Here is a 26,339-nt window from a genome sequence, read left to right on the forward strand (position 1 = left end):
TTGCAGGGACAGTCCGGATCGCTACACTAAGTTATGCCTCTGACCAAAATTTCTACCAGCAGTTACCCATGCAATAATACATCGTCTCCTGATCATAAGGAGCCCCAATGATTCAGGTATAGCATGACAGCAACAGCCTATTTCCCTCGAATGGTTTTCCGAATCTCTTCCATCACCGCCATGCATTCGGGATTGAAGATCGGATGTTCGGCGGTGACATCGGCGGTCATGATCAAATTAATGGTTACCGGGACCTTTTCCTCCGCCATGCGCTTAAAAAAGTCCACATACTCCTCTGTCGAATGGACGGGGCCTCCGCTGATCGTGCCGTTCATCGGTTTATTAGCAAGCCAGCCACCCTTGTCCATCAGACACCACCATGCGGGGGTGACATCGCCCAACTGCCGCCCCGGCCCAATGAGTTGCCGATCGATTGTTCCGATCTCGCTCGCACTATCGGTTACCGCTAAGTCGCTAAACGGCGACACGCCTGTCCCCCGATTTGAGCTGAACCCTACGACGGCCTTGGGGTTGCCGGCTTTGATTGCGCGCGCCCAGCCTTCCCAGGATGGATTGAGTGGATAGTCCCACGCCAGTGCGCCGTCCGTATAGCCGAATCCTTTCAGCTTCTCGCCATAGCGCAGGCTGCATTCGCGAAGGATCGCCTCGATGTTATCGCTGTACTTTTGGGGGTCCGAACCAGTGGCGCCGACCGCTTCGCGCCATACCTTTGGGTCGTAGCCGTTATACCCGGTATGCAGATAAAACATGGTGCGGATGCCCCGCTTGTCCAGTTCGTTGATAATTTCGCCCAGCAGATCCCGCTTGGCGGTACGCCCCGGCGCAATCTTGTCTATGGCCGCATTGGGGCCGGGCCAATAGAATCCCTGATGCGTTGCCGTAAATGTGATCCATGCAGCTCCGGTACGTTCAATCGCATCGGCAAAAACCTGAACATCGAACATCTCCACGGATTTTTGAAACCATTTGACCCGTGGCTCATCCCCCTGCAAAGCATGACTCAGCGCCGACCAATGAACAAAGAGTCCGTATTTTCCATCTATCATCCACGAAGCATCGCCCCGAATCGCCTGCGCCCGTTCCACTTGTGCCTTGCGCGCAGCAGCGGTTCCAAGTTCGATGGAAAACAGGTGAAAATTCTCAGTCACCCCTTGACCAAAGCGCGGGGCGTTGTCATCCCCTTTTCCTTCTGACGTTGCGGGATCAGGCAGTCGAAAAGTGATTTTATTCTCGCCGGCTTTCAGATGCAGGGTGCCGGGCATTTCCTGACGCCAGAAATAGGGACGATGCTTCCAGGTTCTGACGAAGGACGGAGCCTTCAGAACAGAATCCCCCGAACTCACTTCCAAGATTGTCTGCTCTTTCTTGCTAAAGAGAACGCTCACCACATAATCATCTTCCTTAGGGACGCTGACCGTCCAGGTAACCGTATCCTGCGGTGACTTAAAACCGTTCACCACATTGGCACTCCTGAAATGCCGTTTCGCATTTCCGGACAGCTCTCCACTGGACGCAATAATTGCGGTCACGTCATCGGCACGCAGTTGGGGGATCTCTAATTTCGGCCGGGACTCTGTCTGTGCCTGAGCAGAAATGATCGACAAGCACAGGCATAAGGTCATCCGTGTATTTCTATTCAGCATTTTTTTACTCCTAAATCTTAACTCCAGCCTGTCGTTATCGCCAAGTGATTTTGGCCTCTCGGCTTTCGGTATTCACCCAAACACTGGCGTGCTCAAATTCACGGGTAAACTCCCAGCCATTGGGAGTTGTTCGCTTATATGCCCCCTTGGGGGGACCGAGTGGTTTTTTAAACTCTGGATAGTCCACCAACGGGCCGGTTGCCAACTTCCACCCCCAATTGTAGAGAAAATAGGAATAGGGCTGCGCGCCGATCAGATAGCAGGCCAGCGCGAACTCCGCCTTTTCCTGGCAGTCTGTCGGAGTTAGAACCCCGCACTGGCGACATCCCGGCATGAACTTATCAAGTAAAAGAGGCAAAGGCCGGGCGAAGCAAGAAAATGTCTGAAAATACGCCCGAAAATGTGCCGACAGTGCATTGGCGTGCTGTTTTGCGGTTGCCGCCGGGTGTTTCGGGGCACGCGCCGCCATGAGCTTGAATATTTTCTTTAGATTGTAGCTGAGGCAGACGAGGCTCCATTCGGTTTCGGCTTTCTCCTTCCCCCTCATCGAGAAGCGGCGGAAGCCGAGCACTTCCTTGATAACCCCGAAAACGGGTTCGACGGTTTGCTTGCGCTGCTTGTAGAGCGCCTTCCCTTCGGGGCTCTTGAGACGGTAGGCCATCTGTTCCTTGATGGGTGCGCCAGGTGGCGGAGGGGTCGGCAGCGGTTGCTTCTCGAGGTCGGCAACGCTGACGTGGTGCGAGCCTTTGGCCATGGCGCTGTACACCGTCGGCCCGCCACCGGTTTCGGCGTCTTTGACGGCCTTCTCACTGTAGTAGCCGGTATCGGTCAATACGCTTTCCGGGGTGGCCGCTTCCTCAGGAATGCTTGCGAGAACAGGATTGAGCTGCTCTTTGTCATTGGGCGCATCGGTGACGAGCTGACCAACGATGAGATAGGTTTCGGTGTCTACGGCGGCCTGCGCGTTGTAGGCCTGTTCGAAGTGGCTGCCGTTGCCGGCCTTCATGATGCGGCTTTCGGGGTCGGTAAAATTGTATTGCTTCTTATCCGGCGGCTCTGCGGATGGAGGTTTAGGTTCTTTTCCCCGCGGTTTCTTGTTTTTACGCTTTTCCTCGAAGGCCGTTTTCTTCTCTTCGTACTCGGCCTGCTTTTGCTTGCGCTCCTCTTCGTAGCGCGCCTTGATCACTGCCCGGGCGTGCTCCAGGCTCTTGATGCGGTCTTCGCGCCGGACGATTTCGTCCGGGATGCTCAGCCCGTCATCAAGCGGGACGTTATCGACCTGCTCGGCTTTGGCGGCGAGTTGTTCGACTTCCTTGCGCAGCAGTTCGACCTGCTCGCCGGCATGCTTTTAGCTGACAGCGGAATGCTTGCTGGCACTGGCTTTGATCTTGGTGCCATCGACGCTCACGGTGCCGACCTTTTTGAGACCGGCGGTTTCCTGCGCCATGAGCAGCACCCGTACAAAAGCCTTTTCGAACAGCTCGCGGTTCGTGCGGCGAAAGGCACAGATCGTGTCATGATCGGGATGCAGGCTGCCGCCGCAGATGTAGCGAACGATGACGTCCGACCAGGTCGCATCCTCGATCCCGCGCGAGGAGAAGCGGCCCGTGGCGTAGCAATAGATCAGCAGAGTCAGCATCATGCGCGGCGGATACTGCTCGTCGCCGGTTCCCCGAAGGTTGAAGCGGAAGTCTCCAGCGGGAAGCCGGTCCACCGCATCGATCAGGAAATGCACAATGTGCTTCTGAGGAATCCAGTCGCGCAGGTCTGGCGGAAGCAGCATCGGGGTGTCGCGGTCGAGGTTCTTGAGTCGTGTGGCCATCACTTCCTTTTGGTTAAGACAGGCATAGACTGGCACAGTCTCATGAATATTGAAATATTATTCGCAAGCTAAGTCCGACAGACTGCTGGGAGAGTTCAGGCATACTCGGTTGCATATGCCCCCGCCATGTCCCTTCAACCCCTAAACGAAATACAGAAATTTTTCCGGCCTTGGCATTGGTCAGCATATCGCCCCACTCGGCCAGCAAACTTTCCTTACTGGATTTTGTGCGCGCATAGTTTTCAAACATGATCGCGTCACTCACGGGAAAAACAGTTTTGGCATTATCTCCATACGCATTGTTTGCCAATAGAATTTTATCAGGGCCCAGTTTCTTCTTGAGCGCCCCCATCATCTCCCCCATGGCCTTTTCAATCTTCGCCTTCTTGTCTTTACGCAGATCAACGTTGCCGTGCATCTGATCAATAAAGGCCCCGTCACAGCCGGATTCTTTAACGCCCTTCGCAACGGTATTGACCCACCACCTTCGGAAATCAGGATTCAACACATCGTAACAAAGCGCGCCATAGCGATCGGCCAACTCCCCTGTTTTAGGGTTGGTGACCAGCGCTTTCTTCAGCTTCGGGTTTTTCCTGACACGCTCCTTGGTAAAACCCTCATTGTATGAGGTGTAGGGCCAGGCATAAGCGGCGTTGAAATAAAACAGCACCGTCATGTCGGGCTTCACCTTTTTAAAAGCCTTGGCCTCGTGCTTCGCCCCTAATTCAGCGAAGCCAAGCGGCTTCATTCCATGTGACTTTTCAATGCAGAGAAAATCAGTTCGTTCGGCAATAAATTCAACCTGCTCCTGAGTCAGCAACCTATTCTTGTCTCCAAACATGAAATAGAGCGGTGTGGTGTCCCAACTGAACTTGGGATAAAATCCCTTAGGCTTAAACTGAGTTCCGTCGCTGATGCGCAACGGACGCTGATCCAAGGAGCGTGCCGTCGCAAGCGATGAGGTTGCCACGGCAGACAATATGATGAGTTGGAATGCACGGAATGCTGTTCTACTTGTCATTGGGTTTTCCCTTGTAACCAACATGCTTATTCTTATCCAGCCGTCCCATTTTCGACACATCCAGTTCCTCGATCCCCAAGGTCAAGGCAGGACTGCCCGGTCGAAAAGTGAAATCGCCGGTGGCAGGGTCCGTAAACAGAGGATTTCCAAAAAGGCTGTGCTTCTCTTTGCCTATCGCCTGCATCATCTGCAGATGCTCATCCATCCAGTGCGAGTCTGTCGGATGGTAGTAGAGGTTCGAATCCATATCCGTGTCCACGAATTTGGGCGGAGGATTCCCTCCATTATCTTTGCCTCTGGGTCTTTCGTTATGCGCCTTGCCCCCGTCCGGATGGGAAACGATAATATTGCGATATACTTTTGAACCATCAACCGGCACCCATTCATAGCTGATGTATCCACTTTCGGGGACGACAGCCGGAGCGACGATGAAATTATTGACGATGTCGTTTATCCCCTTCGAAGCGATTCCTGCCGAAAAGCCGCCATTGTTATAAAGAACATTTCCATAGATCAGCGTATCGTGCTGGTCGTCGTCGCAACGGATAGAGGCCGGCAGGGAGTGCGCCAGATTGTCGTGCAGATAGTTGTAGCGGATAATATTCCCCGTCCCAGTACCGGAGACATAGATGCCGTTGCCATCTGACAGCAGCTGAACGGCGTGGGAGATTTCATTATATTCCAACAGATTATGCCGCGCATGATTGTACTTTTCGCGCGCTTTCCAGCTCTCGAATCCCGCTCGCGGAAGTTCTCTATCTTCGGCAACGATCTCATGCTGGCGAATCGTTCTGCCACCCTCTCCGTTTAAGCTCCGCCCCGGCTCCACGCGCGTCGTGATGAGCACAGCCGCATAGCCACTATGATGCAGCTCATTGTGGAGCATCCGGTTATGACCGCTTTGCCAGGCCCAAAGCCCCGGAGAATGCCAAGTGATTTCACTGAAATGATGAATATAATTATTCACGATGTCATTGTGATGATTAACGTCCTTCGTACCGGGGCCATACCCTGCAAGCAGAATCCCCGCTTCACCTAGATAAGCGAATTCACAACCCTCAACCCGATTGCGCTGTGCATGCAGGTCCATCCGCAAACCCGATCCACCGGAATTCACAAAGCGGCAGTCTGTGACCGCACATGCTTCGACTCCGCGGAATCGAAGCAAAGCGGTGGGACGGTCGAACATATCCCAATCGTGCTGCAATCCCCAGCCGACACGTCCTTCATCGCTCTCCCACGCCCAGCGGTCCCCATGGGAAAACGTCAGTCCGGAAAAGACAATGCCCCGGACGGGTATATCCGTGGGGCCATCATAATCGATGGCTCCTTCGACACGGATCAACTCCGTTAACGTTGGCGCCAGGATATTGCGGGGCGATCCATCCGGAGCCGGATCAGAAGGCCACAAATAGATCTTACGGGTTTGGGTATTCACCACCCATTCTCCGGGTTCGTCCAAAGCCTCAAGAATATTTTCAACCCATACAACGGAAGCTTCAGGATCGTGAAGATAACCCGGCAACGGCCCCATCCCATAGGTCGCAGACGCGCCGGTTGTCGCAACACCCGTGGCTTCATCAACCGATGCGAGAGGAAGCATATTGATCGCCCAGGCTCGGCCTGGCCTTACTTGAACTTCCACGTCGCCCAAATTATCCCAATTCTTCAGGGCGCCTTCCGGAAAATGCAGCGTTCGCCTATCCCCCTGCTTCGCATAGGCGAAACCAGAATTCCGTGCGCGATTCAAACGGCGCTGACCGTCATAGAGCGTATAGAACCGATCCATGCCCTCAGGCAGGTCAGCCACCCACACTTTGCCAAAAGATTCAGCAGGCAACTCGGCAGGTGGTGATTCTAAAACTTTCCACCCCTTGATCGCCCGCCCTGAACTGAACACAGGGGTTTCGCCGGGAAACGCAGCATAGGTCACGGTTGATTCGCCTGCCCCGGAATCCTCCAGGCCGAGAACAACCGTCTTTTCCAACGGGTATATTCCCCCCCGAACCTGAACGACAATGTCCGTAGATTTTTTCTTTTTTAAAATGCGAACCGCATCACGTGCGCGCATCAGCGTTGCGAAGGGTCCATCAGCTCCCTGAGCATCAGGGTCGGCCAACGTGCCGGACCAATCGTCAGAACCTTCAGTAGAGATATAATAATCAGCCGTTACCTCAGCATCCACCGCTTCAGCATGGAATATAGTTCCTGCCATCACAGCCCATATCACAAATAATAGTTGTCTCACCCAATCCCCTGCTTTTTTCTATCCGAGAAGACGGCCGCAAACCGGAATGCCCCTTCCCGGATGAGATGGCCAACAGCAGAAATGCCTTCATCTATTCAACGTTCCAGTTTTTGATTTTCAAAAAATACCCGGCGGTTGGATCTTCATCATGACAGGCCAGAAAAAGACACTCGGGCTTCCCGTCCTTCCAAAGAATATTGGGGCGTTCGCTGCGAGCCAGCTTATCTCCGAAATAGATCTCGTTAGTCTGATAACCAATTTCCGGAACGCCCCAATTTATTCCATCCTTTGATTTATAAATCAGGCCGGGCCGATATCCCCCGTTTCTTATTTGATCTGCCGGAATCGGGTTTCCTTCTAACAGGTTCTGCACCCCTCTCCGATCTTCAACAATCATGTAGTACATGCCCTCGTAGAAGAAGGCATAGGGATCTTCGATGTCCACCTGCTGATCCGCATAACTGATAACGGGGTTGGCCTCATAATTCACATACGGCCCTTCGATCTGGTCACTTTCTGCAAAAGAGATTTCGCGAAAGCCTTTCTTCAAAGGAAGTTTATCCGTCATCGATTTGTAATAGATTCTATACTTCCCTTCTGGAGTCACCACAAAGGTCGGATTCGAGGCGTGGACGATCTGACAACCATTCATCTCTCCGGAGGCAGGAATCACCGGGTTGAGCGGACTTTCTGTCCAGGGTCCATCCAGCGATTTGGCCGTGGCCATACCCACCTCCTGTTTAGAACCGTTTGCATCACGATACCTGTTCAGCAAAAAGACGAGCACATAGGTATCGCCCGCCATGGAGACCTGCGGATTATGGTACGAGGCGTCATCACTGGAAAAGAGATCCTCAACAAACGTGTAAGGCCCTTCCGGTTGATCCGCCACCCAATGCACAATCTTGCTATGCTTTATCCAGCTGCCTTTTTTGGGAATGACAGAGTTGAAAATGTGCAACTTCCCCTTTTCATCGTAGATCGGCGCCATGCACCAGGTCCAAGTCCCGTCTTCTGCAGGAAGAATATACTCCCCGGGAACCAGGGCCTTGCAAAAGGATGACTCTTCAAGGGAGTGGGCTTGCCCGCAAAACAGGCTCAACAAAAAAATACAGGACAAAGTTTTCATTACAGATTCCATGGGTTGTACCTCCTAATTCAGGGGTGTTAAGCGAATAGCCTTGAGCTTGGCGGTTTCAATATTTCCTTCGAGGCAGGAGACCGCGATCTTGTATTTTCCCCGCGTTGGAAAGTTAAGCCAGCCGATGGGGAATTCCTGATAGTTGTGCGAGGCGTTCTGTTGGTTCTGGATATGCTCTCCGCCAACGACGTCGACCCCCCAGACCAAACGGCCTTCGCCGGCGTAGGTAAGGCTGGCGCAGTAGTCGCCCGACACCGTCACATCGATTTCCCAAACCGCTTTTCCCCCAGTCGTCCACTTGCCTACGGGATTCACCAGCACCCACTCCCCGAACTTTTCCATCCAACGGTCCCGGAAGATCTCTGCGCCATCAACCACGGCGAACTCGGCGAAGATTTCTATCCCGTGGTTGGGATCGAGGCCAAAGGTGGAATCCACCTCCGGTGCGCCGGCCAATTCCACCTCAATGACGGAAACGAGTTTTTCCGGCGCGCGGGGCGGGAGCTCAAAAATGTTCCAACCATTGGCAATCCGGTGCGCGACCGGTTCTGATTCGCCGCCGCTAAGCAATTGCGCAGATTTGATGCTGGTTTTCAAGCCGGGCAGGAACAGCTTGCCGGACTCCGGCCAATCGAAGACGGACAGGAAAAGCCGGTTGCCCTTTACGGTGACATCGCCCCAAGGCAGGGCATGCTCCCAGGGGGAAGCGTCGGTGCCATAGACCACCTGGGGATAGGTATGAATCCACTCTCCAGCCTCGCGCAGTGAACGGGCCGCGCGGTCAGGAACAGCACCTTTGCCGCATGGACCGACATTAAGCATGTATGTACCGCCGCGGCCGACGCAAGCAATCAGGCGGCGCAGGATTTTCTTCGGCGATTTCCAGTTTTGGTCGTACCAGGCATAGGCCCATGAATCGTTGGTGGTATCGACACTTTCCCACATTCCTTTGACGTTATGATGCGGCACTTCCATATCGCCCAGGGTTTGATAGTCGCCCAGATTGTGTCCGGCACGACCGGAAACGAGGGCTTTGGGTTGGTTCTTACGCACGACATCCACCAATTGCTGGACATATTTTTTTTCCATGCCTCCCGGTGTGTCAAACCAGATCAGCTCTATGGGGCCGTACTGCGTCGTGAGCTCTTCGACCTGTGGCAGGCATTTCTTTGTAAAGTAGTCGTCGAACGTGGCGGGTTTGCCGTTTTCATCCACCTCCGGACCTTTTCGCCCGCCGGGAAAGGTCCAGTCCTGGCTATGGGAATAGTAAAATCCGAAACCTAAACCGGCTTTGCGACAGGCGGTCGACAGCTCCTTCATCGGATCGATTTTCCAAGGGGTGGAATCAACAATATTGAAATCGCAGGCTTTGGAGTGGTACATCGCGAACCCATCGTGGTGCTTGGCGGTAATGACGATGTATTTCATTCCGGCATCCTTCGCCAATTGTACGATGGCCTTGGCATCAAACTGCGTAGGATCGAAGGCGCCGGCCAGCCGCTTGTATTCCTCCGCAGGAATACCGGCCATCTTCGGATCCATGATCCACTCGCCGATTCCATAGTAGGTTTGACCATCCACGTTGTTGGCCAGCAAGGAATAGAGTCCCCAATGGATGAACATGGCGTAGTTGCCCTCGTCGAACAGCTCTCCACGTTCGGCGTTTTCCGCACGCAGCTTGACCGTGCTTTCGCCCCACATTTCATCCATCTGTTCAGCCTGAACACCGCCGACCAACATCCCGGCAACCAGACCTGCCAATAATATTTTCATCTTAACTCTCATTTCTTTTTCGCACGGGCCTTCGACAACGCGTTTGCACTTGGTGTAGTCGGCAGTGATTTTTTCCAGACATCGAGCTGGATAGACATTTTTTTAACGACCTCAGGAAAGTCAGCCGACACATCTTTCGTTTCCGCCCAGTCGCTCTCCAAATCGTACAGCTCCATCTTCTGTGTCGCTTTATTGACCAGCAGCTTCCACTTGCCGTCATGGACCCCGAGCGAGGGCCATGTATATTCCTGACTGTCTCCGCCCCGCCATTCCCAGAAAATGGGTTTGGTTCTTTCGAACTTCTCGCCCTTGAAGGCGGCCAAGGCGCTTTGTCCGTCCGGTATATATCCCTCCGGAAGCTCTACACCGGCAGCCTCTAAAAAAGTGGGCAGCAGATCAACCGCAGTGACAACCGATGTTGTGTCCGTTTTTCCCGCCGGCACCACTCCCGGCCAACGTACGACAAAAGGCACGCGGATTCCTCCGGCAAAGAGAGAGCGTTTCTCCCCCTTCAGCCCACCGGTTTCTCCGACGGAATAAAATTTGCCCAGTCCCTGCCCTTTATGATCTTTATCTTCCGTCGAGTGCTCCGGTCCGTTGTCGGTGGAAAAGACAACCAGGGTGCTGCGGTCGAGATCCAACTCCTTCAACAAGGTCATGATGCGCCCAATGGCGTCATCCCCTTCAGCGATGATAGAGGCATAGACCTGTTCGGCTTCGCCGAGGCCTTTAAACTGCTTCATAAACCGTTCCTGCGGCAAGTGCGGCGTATGCGCTTCATGCAACCATAGATTAATGAAGAAGGGCTTGTCCTTGAATTCACGGATAAACTTCTCCGCATAATCAACTGACTCAGAACCGCCTTTTGCTATTTCATGTTGCCCCGAACCATTAAACGTGGCAAAGTGGTCATAGCCGTATGCATCTTCCGTCGGAGAGTCGCCGACACTGCCAAGATGCCACTTTCCAAAATGACCGGTGGTATACCCTGCCTCCTTCAGCATACGCGGAAGCTGCGGTGCCTGCGGGTCGAGCCAGTCCGCCATACCTCTTTTGATATGAGCCTTGATGCTCTGAAAGTGCTGGTGGATTGAGTGTCTCGCCGGAAACTGACCCGTCATAACCGCCACCCGGCTGGGGGAGCAGACCGGACTGTTTACGGTAAAGTTCGCGAAGTCGATCCCCTCTTCCGCCATGCGGTCGAGGTTCGGGGTTTGGCAGAACGTGCTGCCGTGCTTCCCCATATCGCCGTAGCCCCAGTCATCCGCGAAGATGAAAATAATGTTCGGTTTCTCCGCCCCAAACGCAGTCGCTCCGGCAATAAGCGTCAAAGCGCAAAACAATAGTGTTTTTTTCATACGTCTCTCCATTTTGCTCATAATCATTTTGCTTAATCCTGTTGATTGGCTTTTTTATGTAAAAGCCTGCCCGAAGATGAACATCCGGGCAGGCTGGGACGAGATCAATTCCTCGCGTTAGTTTTGCTTGATTTCCAGCTCAACAAACTTCACCGGATCATCGGTCAAGTAGCGGTTGGTCACCGGCTCATAGTCACCTGCAGCAGTACTGACCGCAGCACCAACGAAAACGTCATCCTGTGCATTCGTGGCGGCGCTTGTGCCTAACACCAGGTCAGCAGTATCGATCAGCCTGTAGGTCAACCCATCTAACACGTAATCCGAACGGCGATCATAGACATACACGAAGTAGTTCGTGCCTCCATCGACCGCTGTGCCAACGGATTCCTTGGAACCGGCATCCGAGTTGGTCGGATTCATGCCCAGCGCAAATTCCGCCAGATTGTCGTAGCCATCCATGTCAATCGTATCGGCACTCGGCAGAGCATCGGCGCCGGCCAATCCATAGCCCGCTACCCATGTGCCAAAGGCGTCCTGATCCGGCTGCGCATAACCCACCTGGATGCTGTACACCGACCATTTATTTAGAGTCGGGTTCGGACTGACGCCCACTCCGACTGCAAAATCGGTCACAAAGCCGACACCGCCGGCCACTTTGAGATCAACAGCTTCAGGAGTGACGGATAAATCTCCCAGGTCATTGGTCACCGAGCCGTTTACAACAACCTGCACCGCGTCCTTATTACCGGTCTGGCCGTTAACGATCGTGACGGACGTAAAGGATAGATATCCAATATCATTTATGGTCACAGCCCCGCCATTGGCATTGAAGTTCACAACCCTCACATTATCGATGAGGTCCACGTATTCGTCGTCACTGCCCTTGAACAGGTTATCGGCACCCACTCCCCAGCTGTTATTTGACGAAACGCCACCGGATGTTCCGCTATCGATTGCCGTTCCTGCCTTCGGATCCACATCGATCGCGATCTGGAAGGTGGCCAGCCCAACCGTCTGGGTCGCCGAGTACATGGTTGCAATGGCATCGGTTCCATAATTGGTGTTTGCAACTGCGAAAACATCCACGATGGTCTGGTCCGGCTCAACCGCACTGAAGGTCACATCCAGGGCCACATCGGTGGTGTTGGTCACGCCGGTGCCGACTGCCGTCCAGGTGACTACCAGCGTGGAATCCGCCGTATCGCCGTTATAAAGCAAGGCTCCGGCATTGGTATAGGTAACCGTAATGGTTTCCTCTTCATTTCCCACACTCAGGGTGCTGCCGGAAATCACGGCACTGAACCCGGCATCCGCGGTCAGCGAAGTCACCTCAACATCGTTGGTCTCAAAGCCCAACCCGATTGTTGCAAGAAGAGTATCGTCGACACTCGTCGCCGGATCAGTCAGCACGAGAGACAATGCATCCGACTCAAGCGTAAGCTTCGAATTGGGCGCAATGAACTGCACCTGGACACTGTTGACCGACCATTTATCAGTCGTGTTCGTCGAGCCGTTGGCCAGCGAGAATTCCGATACCAAATCATTGCCGGCAAACTCATTAAACACCAGAACGTCGGGATTGGTGCTCAGACTGACACCGCCCACATTATTCGTAATTCCATTTGCGACGGCCCGTACACGGTCACCCGTGGATTGACCATCCGCAATCGTAACTGAGGCGAAAGAAAGATCCTGGAAATCGCCGAGGGTCAGACTGCCGCCGTTGGCACTAAAATTAACGATCTGGATATTATCGACCGAGTCTACATAGTTCGTAAGGTTTCCTCTAAACTGCGCATCGTCGATGCCCCAGCTTTGAAGCGTAGTCGATCCGCCTTCGTTTCCGCTTACGATGCTGCCCCCGGATTGAGGATCCACATCGATTGAGATTTGGTAGGTGGCCAGCCCGTCGGAGGCCGTCTGGACTTCCGAAAGCAGGGTTGCTACGGCGTCGACGCCGTAGTCATTTGTCGCAAGGGCAAAAATATCCACGACCGTCTGAGCCAGCACGAATTCAGGCACGAACGTCACATCCAGCGCTACATCGGTTGTATTGGTCACACCGTAGCCGTCTGCCGTCCAGGTTACCACCAGCGTGGAATTCGCAACATCGCCGTCTACTGCCAAATCACCGGAATTGGTGTAAGTCACCGTAATGGTTTCATTCGACGTTATCGTACTATCGGAAATCACGGCGCTGAACCCGGAATCCGCGACCAGTGAAATCACTTCTACATCATTCGACGCCGTACCCAGCACAATGGAGGCATCGATGGTTTTCTCTACGGTTGTGGCTGGTTCTTGCAGAGTCATGGTCAGCGAGGATTTGTCCAGTTTAAGTTTTGAGTTCGCAAGCTCTGTATCGCCGCTCACCCAAACATCGAATATCCGATGCTCCTCGGCCACCCCTTCAACCGTAAAACTCGACACGATGTCGCTGGAGGTCATGATTGGCAGGTTGATTCGGCTGGTTCCTGGAAGATGGCCGACAAAATCCGCCGGCTCGGCATTCACATCAACCCAGACATTGGTGATGCCGTTGGCGATAATCCTTCCGCTGTCAGTCGCTTCGAATCCCCCGGTAATTTGAACCAGCTCAAAGGACAAACCTGTAATATCGCCGGCCGTCGTAAGACCGCCGTTGGCGTTGAAGTCGATGATCTGTATGTTATCGATGGTCGCCGAATCGCCGGGATTCATCACATCATCAACCGCACCGGTACTGACCCCCCACTGAGAAGAATCGCCAAGCGTTCCGATCAACGAGCCGCCCGCATTCGCGGTAATATCATACGTCACCCGAAAAGTCGCCAGACCATCCGCAGCGGTTGTAACGGTATCATTGGTCACTGTTAAAGTGGAACCAAGGTATTCCGGGGCCCCCGGTTTCGGGACACCGAATCGTTCAGTAAACTCTTCGGTCACGGCATTAGCCGTCATCATGCAGGCACACCATGCGCCCAGTATGATGGTTGTTAGTTGTTTCATTCCTATTCTCATCTTTCATTCCTCCATACGTTTGAACATACCTACCAGCAAAGCCCTCGCCTTACCCCGATTGAGTAACCAGATTACCCCATCCCGAAAACCTGTCTATCCCACTTTTCTGGGATAGCGCCCAAATACTATTTTAGCGCATTTTCCGATTAGTTTGTCGCATTGCGTTGGTAGGGCGTGGCCACCGGGCGCGCCGTCCCGTCGCATGGCTACTCGTGCGTGCGGACGCCCCGGCGGTGCGTCCCTGCCTCTTTTCATCCAGATAGCTGAATCAATATCCGATAAATTAAACCGAACGTGCTCTTGAATGACGATTGCCGATTTTTGATTTATCAAACTCAACTGGTGCTTCCCGCAAAACCTCAAAAACGCCGTAGATCCGTAAATCGCCAATCAAAATTCTAAATTCGGAAATCAGCTGCAAAGCAGCTTTAGTCCTGCCAGATCTTGAACTGGATGAACTTGGCCAGTTCATCGGTAACATATCGGTTGGTCACCGGCTCGTAGCCATCGACCAAGGGGCCGACCAAAATTTGATCCGCGGCATTTGTGCTGGAACTTGAATTGACTAAATTCGTTGTATCGATCAGCAGATAGGATAAGCCTTGCGCAACGTAATCCGAACGACGGCTATAAACCCACTCTAAATAGTTAGTTCCTCCATCGTCCACCATGCCGGCGGAGTCCCTGGAACCGCCATCCGCCACGCTTGGATCCATGCCCAGCGCAAATTCCGCAAGACTGGCATAGCCATCGAGATCGCTCGTATCGGAACCGGGTGCACCATCAGGGCCAAACAGTCCATGGTCATAGGCCCAGGTTGAATAGGTTTCGGGCCCCAGAATCGAATACTTCACCTCGATGCTGTTCACCGACCATTTATTCACATCATTGGTTGTGCTCGTTCCGAGTGAAAAGTTCGTTACGGGAGAAACGACCTCGCGAAGTGCCTCAAGATTAATTGTCTGGATATTGCTACTCAAATCGCTCAGATCGTTGCTGATCGACCCCACGGCAACATAAACCGAATCATTGCCGCCAGTTTGAGCATCGGCAATCGTAACGGATTGGAAGGAAATATCCCTGATATCATCGAGCGTCAGGCGGCCACCGCCGTCATCAAAATTAACAACCTGAATATTTCCGATGCTCTCCACGAATTCCCCTTTATCACCATTGAAAATATCTTGGGCTTTGCTGGCTTCTCCGGGAGTATAAATTCCCCAGCTCCTGATGGTGGTCGCACCGCCACCATCGCCGCTCCAGACGGCGGTTCCAGCCCCGGGAACCACATCGACGGAAAACTGAAAGGTGGCCAGTCCATCGTGTGCGGTTTGAATATCCGAAAGCAGGGTCGCAGTTGCGTCTGTTCCATAGTTATGAGTTGCTGTGGCCAGGATCGACACGTTCGTCACAGCCGGTTCAACGGTTAATACGAGGGTGCATGCTGTTGCATGGGTTCCATCGCTAACGCTGAGCTCCAGCGTCTCTATGCCGACTTCCGCAGGAGATGGAACCCCCGTCAACTGCCACCAACCCGGAACCGTTGGACTAAGGGAAATCCAGTCGGCTCCACCGACTTTAGAAACGACCAAGTTGGTCTCTCCAACATCCTGAAATTCCCGTCCCTGAATCAACACATTCGTATAGGCCTCATAGACTGTTGCTTCCGAAATCTCCAGCGGATTAGCGGCCCACACGGGATACCCCGGAGGTCCCTCCAGGAATGGGAGTGCGGCATTCACGGTCAACTCAACCCAGCGATCGGTTCCGCCGGATGCGTCTTCAACCCGCAGCCTGAAATTATAATTCGTTGCGGAGGCCTCGGTCGGTATACCGATTAGACGCCAGGTTCCCGGATTTCCAGGCTCTTCCTCCAGGGTCAACCAGGAAGGCAACCCATCACTTGCTAAGGTAAAGGTCACATTGGTTACTGCATCGCCTTCGGGATCCCAGAAATGAACTCCTTCAACGAGCGTATGATAATAAGCCTGTCCGATCGTCGCATCCGGCAGCGGAAGCTCGGCCCGCGCCCATTGCGGTGCACCGGGGACTTCGTTGGTGCTTAAATGAGCATCCATCAGGGTGAGTTGGTCCATGCCCCAGTCCCGAATGAGCAGGTTTGCCCCGCTCCCATTTGGATAGATCAACGGGGCGCCCCACGAGATGGCGCCGCCGGCCTGCATCGCCTCCAGATTCCAGAGCAGGAATTCGGCATCGGTCAGGGCCGGCGTGCTGCCGGCATTCCAGGCGGTGGTACTCATAGGCGGGTAAAAATGGCCCACCACCCGGTCGTCCCACGTCCAATCATGCGTCAGTTCGCCCTTATGCACATTGCCGCCGGTCTCGGTCATCTTTTGAATGTGAGCATAGTTTCGGTCGTAGAGCGGCGGATCCCCGATGGTATGGCTTCCGAGATCGTCCCCGCCATTATAGGGATGGCCAAACATAAAATCTTCACATACTACCGCCTCCGAAAAGGGATTCAGCTCCTCCGTATCCCGCTCGGGACCATTGTTGAACGCAACCGTTGCATTGGTGTTTCCGAAGCGCGCCGCATCCGCGAAGGCCTGATAAATACGCTGATCCGCCGCCATGCCATTGGTCGCATTGTCGCCATTGTTCGCCATATAATTGCCCGAATCAAAAATGTATGAATCGATCAGATCCCCGTAGCGCAAGGAATATTCCTTCAGCACGAATTCCGCATAGCAGAACATATAGGGACGGTTCGTATCTACTCCGTTCGTATGATAGCTCTGACTGGCAATAAACGCCTGCGCGGCCGTATTGGTGTCGCACCAGACTTTCCAACGTGTCGTGATATCCGGAATGACGGCCGGATTGGAGAGGCCAACCCGCTCCAGCATCTGTGAACTGTTCACATAGACCTGCACCTTCAGTCCGGCCGCCTTCGTGGCCGAAATCCACTCCCCGAGCGGATCGACTCCGGACGAGACGCGGGGAACAATCAGATTGATGGGAATCCCACCGGCGTCGGTGTCGCCCTGCCAAAAACTTTCCAGCAGCTCATGTGGCCCCATATGCACGGGGGAATAGATGTAGGACATGCCCAGATTCAGCTGAATATAGTCGAGTGTTTTCAGACCGCTGATCTGAGCCAGAAAAGCTTCATAGTCATCGACCAGCGTTTCACTGCGGCCGTTATACATGTCTTCCGGTGCCCAGCTGAGTCCCCACGCCCCACGCATCCAGTCAGCGCGCGTGGCTACGGATTCGCCTATGTCTACCTCTACCTCGATGCTGTTGACCGCCCATCTATTTCCACTATTAGTTGTACCATTCGCGACGGTGAAACCGGTTACCGAAGTCGATCCCGCAAGCGTTTGAAGATCGTTTGTTGCGGGGCTGGCACTCATTTTGAGCCCGTTCGCGGCATTGGTCACGCCGCCTGCTGCAATCTTGACTCTGTCACTGGAGTGTTGCCCATCAGCAATCACGATGGATTTGAAGGATAGATTCGTAATCTCGGCGACGGTCAGACTGCTTCCATTAGCACTGAAGTTGGTGACCCGCAAGTTAGCGATGCTGTCCACGTATTGACCGCTAGCACCAATACCGCCATCGAAAGTAAATCTTGCTCCGCTAGACTCACCCGAATCAATTCCCCAGCTTTGCGGTGTCGTATCACCGGTGCCTGATCCACTCCGAATGCTTCCTCCCTCCATGGGATCCACATCGAAGGCAATTTGGTAGGTCGCCAGCCCGTCCGGTGCCGTCAACACATCCGAAACCAACGTTGCAACGGTATTGCTTCCATAGTCCATGTTGGCGGTGGCCAGAATTTGAACATTTGTAAAATCCGCCACTGCGCTTATGGTGGAGGCAACTGCAAGCACTATAATGACCCAACTGTTTTTGATATTCATCTGTAGTCGTCCCTCTTTTAGAATAAAGCGCCTCTTCTCAGAACTGAGACACAACATCGTTAGTTCTGCTCAATCTTTAATTCGATGAACTTCGACGATTCGTCGGTTATATAACGGTTGGTCACCGGCTCATAGCCCTCGACCGCAGAGCCGACCATGATCTGGTCCTGTGCATTGGTGCTGGAACTTGAATTGACTAGATTCGTTGAATCGATCAGCAGGTAGGACAAATCCTGTGCGGCGTAATCTGATCGGCGGTTATGGACATACTCAAAGTAGTTTGTCCCGCCCTCGACCGCAATACCCACGGACTCTCTGGCCCCAGCATCAGAATTGGTTGGATTCATGCCCAATGCAAATTCCGCCAGATTGTCGTAGCCGTCACCCAACCCGCCGTTCTCCACATCGGCACCGGGCAGCGCGTCATCATCAACCAGACCATAGCCGGATGCCCATGTTGAATAGGCACTACCTGAAAATGCCACCGTATATTTTACTTTAATGCTATTCACAGTGAACCGGTTGCTGCCGCTCGTGCTCATGGGCTTAATGGCTAGATTGGTCACGGGCGGAGTAACCCCGGAGAGCCCCTCAAGATCAATCGTGTAGATTTCGCGGCTCAACTGACCTAAATTTTCGTACACCCCGCTGTTCACCAAAACCCCGACATTATCCCTCGCGTGATTACCGTTGGCGATCTCGATGGATTTAAAGGAAAGACCGGTTATATCGTTGATGGTTTGACTTCCTCCATGGGCATTGAAATTGGTCACCTGCAGGTTATCGATCGGTTCTGCGACTTCCGCCGTATCTCCATCGAATGTGTATAGGGCACCGTCCGTCTCACCCGCCGCGAAAATCCCCCAACTTTGCGCCGTGGTCTGATCGGTAACGTTTCCTGAAGAAACGCTGCTGCCGGCGGTCATGGGCGTCACGTCGAACGCAATCTGGAAAGTGGCCAATCCGTCGGGGGCGGTCAGAACCTCCGACACCATGGTCGCGACCGTATTGCTTCCATAGTTGGCAGTTGCAGTCGCGAAAATATCGACATCCGCGTGAAGAGTTGTGTAGGCCGCTACCTGAATCGGCAGTTCAACCTGATCGGTGGATCCATCGAGCTCGTGCCAGACCAGGATCAGCGTGGCGGAAGCCGTCTCTCCGTCGGCGAGACCTGCCACCGTGTTATCGAATCCGATCCATACCGGGAACGTCGCCGGATAGGCGTTCGTCTCAACAAATGGTGCAACCGTCACATTCGTGATGGCGCCCGGATGGGATTGATTCCCAATGCGGATCTCCACAATTTCCACATTGGTGGGAGCCGTAAAGGCCACATCAACGCGGCCGGTGGATTGATTGGCATAAATCGAATGATTCAGCTCCAACTGGTCCGGAATCAGATTAATGATCTCCTGATAGTCCGAACTCACGACCAACGTGTCGCTCAAAACATTCACAAACCAGCCGGTCGTATCGTCCGGCAGCGTCGCTGTCACCGTCCAGCTTCCGCCCCCGTTGCTGCTCAGCGTTGCCGATGTTTGCGTCCACGTCAGATCGCCGGCATAGCCCGTCCCCTTGGTTGAAACCAGCTCAGCCCCATCCAGCGTTTTCGTCGATGTAAATGTAACAGTCGCCACATTGTTGCTGAGTTCGAGGCTCTGCTGCTTGCACCATGGAGTCCCGTTGCTGACAATGCTGTTGGCGAAAGTGTAGCTGTCTTCCCGGTTCCAGGCTGCCGGATGATTATGCGTCATGCCGGGAATCAACGTAACCATATGCTCCCCGGACATAGCCAAATAGGTTTCGGCCTGACAATCCACGGGGAAATGAGGGTCTGTCGGCCAGGAATACCACAACACCGGCATGGTCGCCCGGTGAATACGAACCATGGGGTCCCACACCTGCTTGTACAACTCACAGTCTGCCAGATGCGAATAGAGGCTGTACGAATCATAGAGGTGCCCGCACCCATAGGTCGGGACGGCAAAGCGCAACCGCGTGTCGATCCCGATCGTTGTGCTGGTGATCGTTCCGCCCCACGAAACACCCATGAGGCCGACATGGTCCTCGTTGACTTCCGGCATGGAGCGCAGCAACGAATTAGCCAAAACGACATCGGCCACGCAATGATACATCCAGTGATTCGTCAAGGCTACGGCGGGGTAGGTCACGGAGTTGTCATATCGACCATCCTGCACCGGGCCCCGGTAGCTCGGCAACGCCGTCGCAACTGCATTCGTATCCGACATTTTTCCATTGAAATCCATCGCAATGGCGGCATAGCCCCGGGCATTCCACAAATCAACCCATTCCTTGTACGCCGTACCGGAACCGGCCCCGTGCGCCAGCACTACGGCCGGAACAGGTTCAGACAGATCCGCAGGAAGGCCCACCCAGGCAAAGATGCGCGTCGGATGGCCATTATAATCAAGCCCCTCGTATAAAACCGGCTGGGCCTCGCCGGACGAGACGATTTCGGCACTCACGGCCGCCCAGGTGGTCGCCACATAATTGGTGGTATAAAGCGTCGGCGCGTTGGTCAGGTTTCCCAGCGCCAGAACCGTGTCCAACTCCGCCTGATAGTCGGACACCGGCGTGAGGTTACGCACCTGAATGGCGTTAAAAGCCAAGGCCACATTCGGCGTGACGGTAAAGCTCTGCGACGTGCCATCCGCCGTGAACATTCCGATGACATGTTGTCCAACTCCCCCCAGAACATCGGTGCTGTTATAATCCAGATCAACGGTGTTGGCTCCGCTGGCAAGCGTTAAATAGCGTCCGGCGGAATTCCGGGAGTCATTTGCCCAGAACTGAACCTCATACTCCTGCCCGGCGGTCAGGTTGGTGAGCGTAACGGTGACCGGATCCGTTTTAACGGTCGCGTTATTATAAACCCCCGCATCCAAAAGGGACTGATAATCGGAGGAAAGGGTGTTGAAGGGTGCTGCATTCTGCCCAAAGTTTGAAAAAGCAACAGGAGTTCCTCCCAGCGTAACATCCCCTCCGAAGTCAGTGCCTCCTGCGACAAACACGACTCCATTCAGCGTAACCGCCGATGTCCCGCCTGCATGATAGGCATATTCCAACCTTCCGGAAGTGTTCACATCAGTGGCACCAGCAATAATCGCCGCCCCACCCCATTCAATCGTTGCGGCCTGCGTGGTTCCGGACATCAACACAATGGCTACCATTTTACTTAATACACTATTCATTTTTCCAACCTATCAGTCCTTCTGAATCTCGAGCTTGATATACTTTACGGGATCATCGGTTAAATACCGGTTGGTGACCGGCTCATAGCCATCAACGGCAGGTCCGACCAAAACCTGATCCTGCGCATTTGTGCTGGAACTTGAATTGACTAAGTTCGTTGAATCGATCAGCAGATAGGACAAGCCCTGCGCTCCATAATCCGTTCGGCGGCTGTGGACATACTCAAAATAGTTTGTCCCGCCATCGACCGCAGTACCTACGAATTCATTGGAACCTGCATCCGAGTTCGTCGGATTCATGCCCAGCGCATATTCCGCTAGGTTATCGTAACCGTCGCCAATGCCGCCATTCTCTGTATCGGCAGTGGACAGCGCGTTGTCGCCTGTCAGACCGTAATCGGATGCCCAGGTTGAATAACTAGATGCCGGAACCACGATATAGCTCACCTCAATGCTGTTGACCGACCATTTGTCAGTGGTCGAAGCGTTGCCGACTGCGAGAGAAAAATTGGATACCGAAGCCGATCCCGCAAGCGTTTCAAGATCGAAAACAAAGGGGTTGGTGGCTTGTTTCGTTCCGCCGGGATTATTGGTCACGCCATTGGCCACAACCACAACACGGTCATTGGGGGATTGACTGTCGGCGATCGTAACGGACTTGAAGGAAAGATCCGTAATGTTTTCCAAGGTCAGACTGCTTCCACTGGCGTTGAAATTGGTCACCCGCAGGTTGGCGATGCCCTCCACAGACTCATCTGCATCGCCTTTAAAAATCATCATGTGATTACCGAGCTCGCCCGGCGAATAAACTCCCCAGCTGTTGCCCGTCGTGCTGCCGCCGCCATCCCCGCTCCGGATGCTTGTTCCAGACATTGGAACAACGTCGAACGCAATCTGGAAGGTTGCCGCTCCATACGACTGCACCGCCGACACCATGGGCGCGACCGCGTCCGTTCCATAATTGGTCGTTGCGGCGGCCGGAATCTGAACGGGTTGAATCTCATTCACGACCAGCTCAACCGTTCTGGAGGCGCCCTTCGATCCGTTCATCGCTTGCAGTTCAAAGGAATAACCGATGGAGTCCGGCTCCGTTGGGACACCGCTCAAAACCCACACTCCAGATCCCGGGCTGGACTCCTCTGCTGTTAACCATGAAGGATGATTGGTGAGCAGGAGATCCGTAATGCTCCCTCCCGCGGGATCCCAAAAATCAAAGCCGTCGGTTAATTCATGAGTATAGGACTGCCCGCTGGTTGCGTCCGGCAAGGGGGTATCCGCCCTCCGCCAGTTCGGTGCTAACGGAAATTGATTTGTACTTAAATGCGCATCCGTCAGTTCCAGCTGCGCAAGTGCATACGGTTGCAACGTAAGATTGTAACCCGGATTCTCCAGATTCACAATAATGAGAGGCGTCCCCCAGGTGATGGCCCCTCCATCAATCAGCCCTACGCTGTTCCACTCAACAAATTCCTCATCGGTCAGGCAACCCGTTTTCCCCGCATTCCACGACGTGGTGCTTTGTTTCGGGAAGAAATGGCCAACCACCTTGTCGTTCCAGGTCCTGCCATCATCTCTAAAAGCATATCCAGCATAATCTCGCATCCATTCAACTACATGATAATTGTATGTATATAGAGTCTCATTTTCAACCATATCACCTGCACCGCCAAAGGGGTGTCCGAACGTATAATCATCAAAAAGAGTTGCTGTAGAAAAAGGATTATCTACCCGGTCACCAACACTGTTGTTAAATGCAATCGCCGCCTTCGGATTCCCCGCATGACAAGCATTCGCAAAAGCTTCGTAAATCCGCTGATCATCCAAAGCGCCGCTTTCCGGATCATCCCCGCAGGCTTCCATAATATTGTCCGCTGAATCAAAACACCAGGCATCAATCAGATCGCCATATCGAACGGCATACTCTTTGAGAACAAACTCCGCGTAGCAGAACATATAAGGACGGTTCGAATGCACCTCGTCCGTGTGATACGGCTGACTGTTAATGAAGGCCTGAGCCGTTGTATTTGTATCACACCAGGCCGTCCAACGGGCTGATACGTCGGGATAATCATCTGGAATGCTATCCGGGATACGGGCCAGCAGATTGTAGGAATTCACATACACTTCCACTTTCAATCCTGCGTCGTTGAGCGCGTTAAGATAGCTTAAAAACGGATCCGGTGCTGATGCACGCGGAACCACCAGATTAATCGGGTCGTTGTTGTCATCCATATCGCCCTGCCAAAAACTTTCAATCAAATCATGGGGAGCCATGTGCACCGGAGAATAGATATTGGGGCTGGCCAGGCCGAGTTGGACGTAATCAATCGTTTTCAGGTCTTCGATTTGCGTCACGAATTCATCAATCGTCACCCCTTCAATATTACCGTTGTACGTTCTCTCCGGCAGCCACAACGCACCCCAGGCGCCACGCAACCAGTCCGCGCGCCCACCCAATCCAGGGAGAGGATTATATGTTTCCAGCTTCAGGGATTGAATCGATTTGCTCGTGTCATCCTGTCCATAGACGACCACATGATAGCTCTTCGATAGATCAAATCCCCCCGCAATCACTCCGGATGCCTCGGTGACACCATTAATCGAATATTGCCACGCTCCATCCGGCCCGATATCCAGCACCACCCAGGATGACGAATCGGGAACGAATTGGACGTTGTCGCCCGACGGATCCAGCGTCGTGCGCAACGAACCGTCGGTAAAGTTCAGCCCTCGCGCCCCGACACCATTATCGGTCGTCAGATTGACGCCCAGACTGTACACATCCGTCGTAACTGTAAAAGGATTGTAGTTGGTATAGGAGGAAAGATCGGTATCGGAGCTGATCAACCCGAAAGAAAAGTTATGGGATTCCAGATTACCAACACTGTCCGTCGTGTAATAAACCGTCAGTTTAAACCCCTCGTCCGACTGAAAAACGTTTTCCGAATACAGCAATGCCCGGCTCGCATCGACCGTACCGCTCGAAACAAAGGTCGCATTCCCGTCATCGGTCCAGGAATGCGCCTCAATGGTTTTATTGACCGCACCTCCGCCAATGCCGTTGGTATTCACCGCCAGCGAGTCGTTGTCAAAGTGGTCCTGATAAAAAACCTCAGCCTGCGTGGCGAACGCCGCCAGCAAATAAATACTTAATGCACATTGTACTCTCTTCACTTGGCCCTCTTATTTGGTTCATGACCCATTTCCGGGGAACGCTTTCCATCGCTACGCTCAGGGGAAGCGTTACTACACCAATAATGCGCCAGGTGCAGCACCGCTTCACCGCCGACAGGCGGAAAGCGGTTTCAGCGCAATGATCTATTTTATCGACAATTACGGGTTCCCGATTACGAAAGCATTCTGCGCGATCCTGACCATCTGCCAATCCCAATTATCTGGGATAGAATGAACGGTATTGCGAAATCATCGGCCTTGCAGCGGTTGGCGGCCGGCTCGCAAGCATCGATAGCTAAACGTTTTTGATCATCATCTGAACGTTTACCTTTTTAGAAAAAAAAACGCCGCTTCGGTCAGAAACGGCGTTATTCTTTTACCCGTTTGCGATCACATCATAAAACGGCGACGGATGAACAGGATACCGCCGGCGGTAGCCATGACCATCCCCAGCGTGGCCGGTTCCGGAATAACGGTCAGAAAACCGGTACTTTCGGAAAACTCATAATCAGCACCATTCTCAGAGATGCTCCACACACCGTCGGATTCGGCAAAACTACCCACCGTACTGAGTGCGGTGAACGAATCTTCAAAAGATTCGTTGAGGTTCGCCACATCGACGATCTGCCATGAATCACCATCCGTGGTGCTGGCACCGGTCAGGTCAAAACGGAAGCGGCCGAGGAGAGTCGCCTGCCCACTGCCGGAGAGACTGTTATTCACATCATCATCATCGATATCGAAAAGCAGCTGACCACCACTAAGCAGAGTCAACTTGCCGTCATTGATCACCGTGCTGCCTGTATAGTCGTTGTTCGCACTGCTGAATCGCAGTGTGCCTGAACCGGTCTTAATAATGTCATTGGCACCAGTGATACGCGCCGACAAATTAAGAAGACCGGTACCATTATGGACAATATCCAAATTACTAGCGAGAACGAGCGGGTTCTGATTAGTCACCACCCCGTCGGGTGTAGCGTATGTTGCTGTTATTGTAATATCAGCAGATATACCGGACTGAACTGTCATGGTTGCATTCCCCGAATCGGCACTCATTGTGAGGGAGCGAGGTAAAGTAGTAGCCCTATTGATACCGAAACCATAGGCAACAGTAATATTATTACTAAATGTAATGCTGCGAGCAGTTATATTATTGTACGTACTCCCAGGCGCCTTCCCTGCACTTGTCAAGATCAAGTCAGCAGTGTTGTTCCAAACAGGAGGTGCGTCCCAGTTTCCAACGTTTGTCATACGTGTTTTGGCATCCAGTCCCGTCCATGTGTAGGTAGCCGCCTGCGCGACACCCGCCGCCAGCAACGAAATTCCTAATATACATACTAGTTTATTCATATTTTTCTCCTTTTCTACATCGCTAACCCTATATGGGCAGGCTCTGGACTTTTTCTAATTGGAAGCATTATCGTACGCGATCCATAAAATCCGTCTATCCCAATATATTGGGATAGCGCCCCGATTCTCCTGAACGAGTTCTACCGGTGCTCTCTTAACCACAAAATGCACATAACTCTCAAAAAGATCGGATCGTCTCGATTTCGTGGGTTATGTGCATTTTGAGGTAAAAACCCGCACGAGCGGTGCTCGGCCTGCCGGATTTTCAGCTCGATTCAGCCTTGGATTAATATCAAAATCCTACAGCTTTGGAGCAAAGGCCGTTATTGTTCTGCGGTGCCCGCACCCTTTTCTTTTTTCGGGGCGGTCTTTTTGACCACGTCATCCGCCGTCAGGAAGCCGTCTTTATTTGTATCCTTCTTCGCGAAGATATTCTCGGCTCTCTTCTGGTTGTATTCGATTCCCTTTTTTTCAGCGTTCTTTTTTGCAAGAGCCAAGAACTCCTCTTTGCTGACCTTTCCGTCTTTGTCTGTATCCGCGGTACGCGTCTTCTCCGCCGGCTTCTCCTTTGCCGATGCATCCATCGCAACAAAACCAACCAGCACCAACATCGTTAACAATAAACGTTTCATAACTGTGTTCCTTATTTTCATCTGCTTTTGCGCTCCGAGGAAAGCCGCCTGCCTTCC

At 53.1% G+C, this 26,339-nt stretch carries 13 protein-coding genes and 1 pseudogene; all 14 read right to left on the reverse strand.

Translation table 11 applies throughout. The features are described 5' to 3' along the window. Window positions 1-137 precede the first annotated feature (137 nt). Entirely contained in the window at window positions 138-1,664 is a 1,527-nt protein-coding gene (locus SCARR_RS08765) for an alpha-L-fucosidase (RefSeq protein ID WP_136061144.1), read from the reverse strand. 34 nt (window positions 1,665-1,698) lie between these two features. Further along, complete coding sequence (locus tag SCARR_RS28825; RefSeq protein ID WP_342803690.1) at window positions 1,699-2,133, reverse strand: putative glycoside hydrolase; 435 nt, start codon at window positions 2,131-2,133, stop codon at window positions 1,699-1,701. After that, window positions 2,134-3,486, reverse strand: a pseudogene (locus SCARR_RS28580) (transposase); the annotation flags it as partial. A 40-nt stretch (window positions 3,487-3,526) separates the two neighbouring features. Beyond that, window positions 3,527-4,531 (reverse strand): putative glycoside hydrolase, encoded by a 1,005-nt coding sequence (locus SCARR_RS08775; protein ID WP_222846232.1) that lies wholly within the window; start codon window positions 4,529-4,531, stop codon window positions 3,527-3,529. Next, window positions 4,497-6,722 (reverse strand): right-handed parallel beta-helix repeat-containing protein, encoded by a 2,226-nt coding sequence (locus tag SCARR_RS08780; RefSeq protein WP_136061146.1) that lies wholly within the window; start codon window positions 6,720-6,722, stop codon window positions 4,497-4,499. Before SCARR_RS08780 ends, SCARR_RS08775 begins: the two co-directional genes overlap by 35 nt. 124 nt (window positions 6,723-6,846) lie before the next feature. Continuing rightward, window positions 6,847-7,884, reverse strand: a complete 1,038-nt coding sequence (locus tag SCARR_RS08785; RefSeq protein WP_136061147.1) for a glycoside hydrolase family protein — start codon at window positions 7,882-7,884, stop codon at window positions 6,847-6,849. 24 nt (window positions 7,885-7,908) lie between these two features. Beyond that, on the reverse strand, window positions 7,909-9,669 hold the full coding sequence (locus SCARR_RS08790; RefSeq protein ID WP_222846233.1) for an alpha-L-fucosidase: 1,761 nt from the start codon (window positions 9,667-9,669) through the stop codon (window positions 7,909-7,911). Between the two features lie 8 nt (window positions 9,670-9,677). Further along, window positions 9,678-11,027 carry a sulfatase family protein gene (locus tag SCARR_RS08795; protein ID WP_222846234.1) on the reverse strand — a complete coding sequence of 450 codons (1,350 nt, stop codon included), beginning with the start codon at window positions 11,025-11,027 and terminating at the stop codon, window positions 9,678-9,680. Window positions 11,028-11,144: 117 nt separating this feature from the next. Next, on the reverse strand, window positions 11,145-14,015 hold the full coding sequence (locus SCARR_RS08800; protein ID WP_136061149.1) for a beta strand repeat-containing protein: 2,871 nt from the start codon (window positions 14,013-14,015) through the stop codon (window positions 11,145-11,147). A 440-nt stretch (window positions 14,016-14,455) separates the two neighbouring features. Further along, a complete protein-coding gene (locus tag SCARR_RS08805; RefSeq protein WP_168433152.1) occupies window positions 14,456-17,914 on the reverse strand; it encodes an Ig domain-containing protein in 3,459 nt (1,152 codons plus the stop codon). Window positions 17,915-17,973: 59 nt separating this feature from the next. Then, on the reverse strand, window positions 17,974-21,126 hold the full coding sequence (locus SCARR_RS08810; RefSeq protein WP_136061153.1) for an acetylxylan esterase: 3,153 nt from the start codon (window positions 21,124-21,126) through the stop codon (window positions 17,974-17,976). Window positions 21,127-21,138: 12 nt separating this feature from the next. Next, window positions 21,139-24,300 (reverse strand): hypothetical protein, encoded by a 3,162-nt coding sequence (locus SCARR_RS08815; RefSeq protein WP_136061155.1) that lies wholly within the window; start codon window positions 24,298-24,300, stop codon window positions 21,139-21,141. 390 nt (window positions 24,301-24,690) lie between these two features. Next, a complete protein-coding gene (locus tag SCARR_RS08820) occupies window positions 24,691-25,650 on the reverse strand; it encodes an autotransporter-associated beta strand repeat-containing protein (RefSeq protein WP_136062142.1) in 960 nt (319 codons plus the stop codon). Window positions 25,651-25,973: 323 nt separating this feature from the next. After that, window positions 25,974-26,282 (reverse strand): EF-hand domain-containing protein, encoded by a 309-nt coding sequence (locus tag SCARR_RS08825; RefSeq protein ID WP_168433153.1) that lies wholly within the window; start codon window positions 26,280-26,282, stop codon window positions 25,974-25,976. Between the last annotated feature and the right edge of the window lie 57 nt (window positions 26,283-26,339).

The sequence above is a fragment of the Pontiella sulfatireligans genome, from assembly GCF_900890705.1.
GTDB classification, from domain to species: Bacteria; Verrucomicrobiota; Kiritimatiellia; order Kiritimatiellales; family Pontiellaceae; genus Pontiella; species Pontiella sulfatireligans.

What these genes read in the sequence shown, in the direction of transcription:
- SCARR_RS08785 (WP_136061147.1), bottom strand. Translation starts at nt 7,884, where the DNA reads ATGAAAACTTTGTCCTGTATTTTTTTGTTGAGCCTGTTTTGCGGGCAA.
- SCARR_RS08810 (WP_136061153.1), bottom strand. Translation starts at nt 21,126, where the DNA reads ATGAATAGTGTATTAAGTAAAATGGTAGCCATTGTGTTGATGTCCGGA.
- SCARR_RS28825 (WP_342803690.1), bottom strand. Translation starts at nt 2,133, where the DNA reads ATGGCGGCGCGTGCCCCGAAACACCCGGCGGCAACCGCAAAACAGCAC.
- SCARR_RS08765 (WP_136061144.1), bottom strand. Translation starts at nt 1,664, where the DNA reads ATGCTGAATAGAAATACACGGATGACCTTATGCCTGTGCTTGTCGATC.
- SCARR_RS08820 (WP_136062142.1), bottom strand. Translation starts at nt 25,650, where the DNA reads ATGAATAAACTAGTATGTATATTAGGAATTTCGTTGCTGGCGGCGGGT.
- SCARR_RS08795 (WP_222846234.1), bottom strand. Translation starts at nt 11,027, where the DNA reads ATGAAAAAAACACTATTGTTTTGCGCTTTGACGCTTATTGCCGGAGCG.
- SCARR_RS08825 (WP_168433153.1), bottom strand. Translation starts at nt 26,282, where the DNA reads ATGAAACGTTTATTGTTAACGATGTTGGTGCTGGTTGGTTTTGTTGCG.
- SCARR_RS08805 (WP_168433152.1), bottom strand. Translation starts at nt 17,914, where the DNA reads ATGAATATCAAAAACAGTTGGGTCATTATAGTGCTTGCAGTTGCCTCC.
- SCARR_RS08800 (WP_136061149.1), bottom strand. Translation starts at nt 14,015, where the DNA reads ATGAAACAACTAACAACCATCATACTGGGCGCATGGTGTGCCTGCATG.
- SCARR_RS08775 (WP_222846232.1), bottom strand. Translation starts at nt 4,531, where the DNA reads ATGTTGGTTACAAGGGAAAACCCAATGACAAGTAGAACAGCATTCCGT.
- SCARR_RS08790 (WP_222846233.1), bottom strand. Translation starts at nt 9,669, where the DNA reads ATGAAAATATTATTGGCAGGTCTGGTTGCCGGGATGTTGGTCGGCGGT.
- SCARR_RS08780 (WP_136061146.1), bottom strand. Translation starts at nt 6,722, where the DNA reads ATGGCAGGAACTATATTCCATGCTGAAGCGGTGGATGCTGAGGTAACG.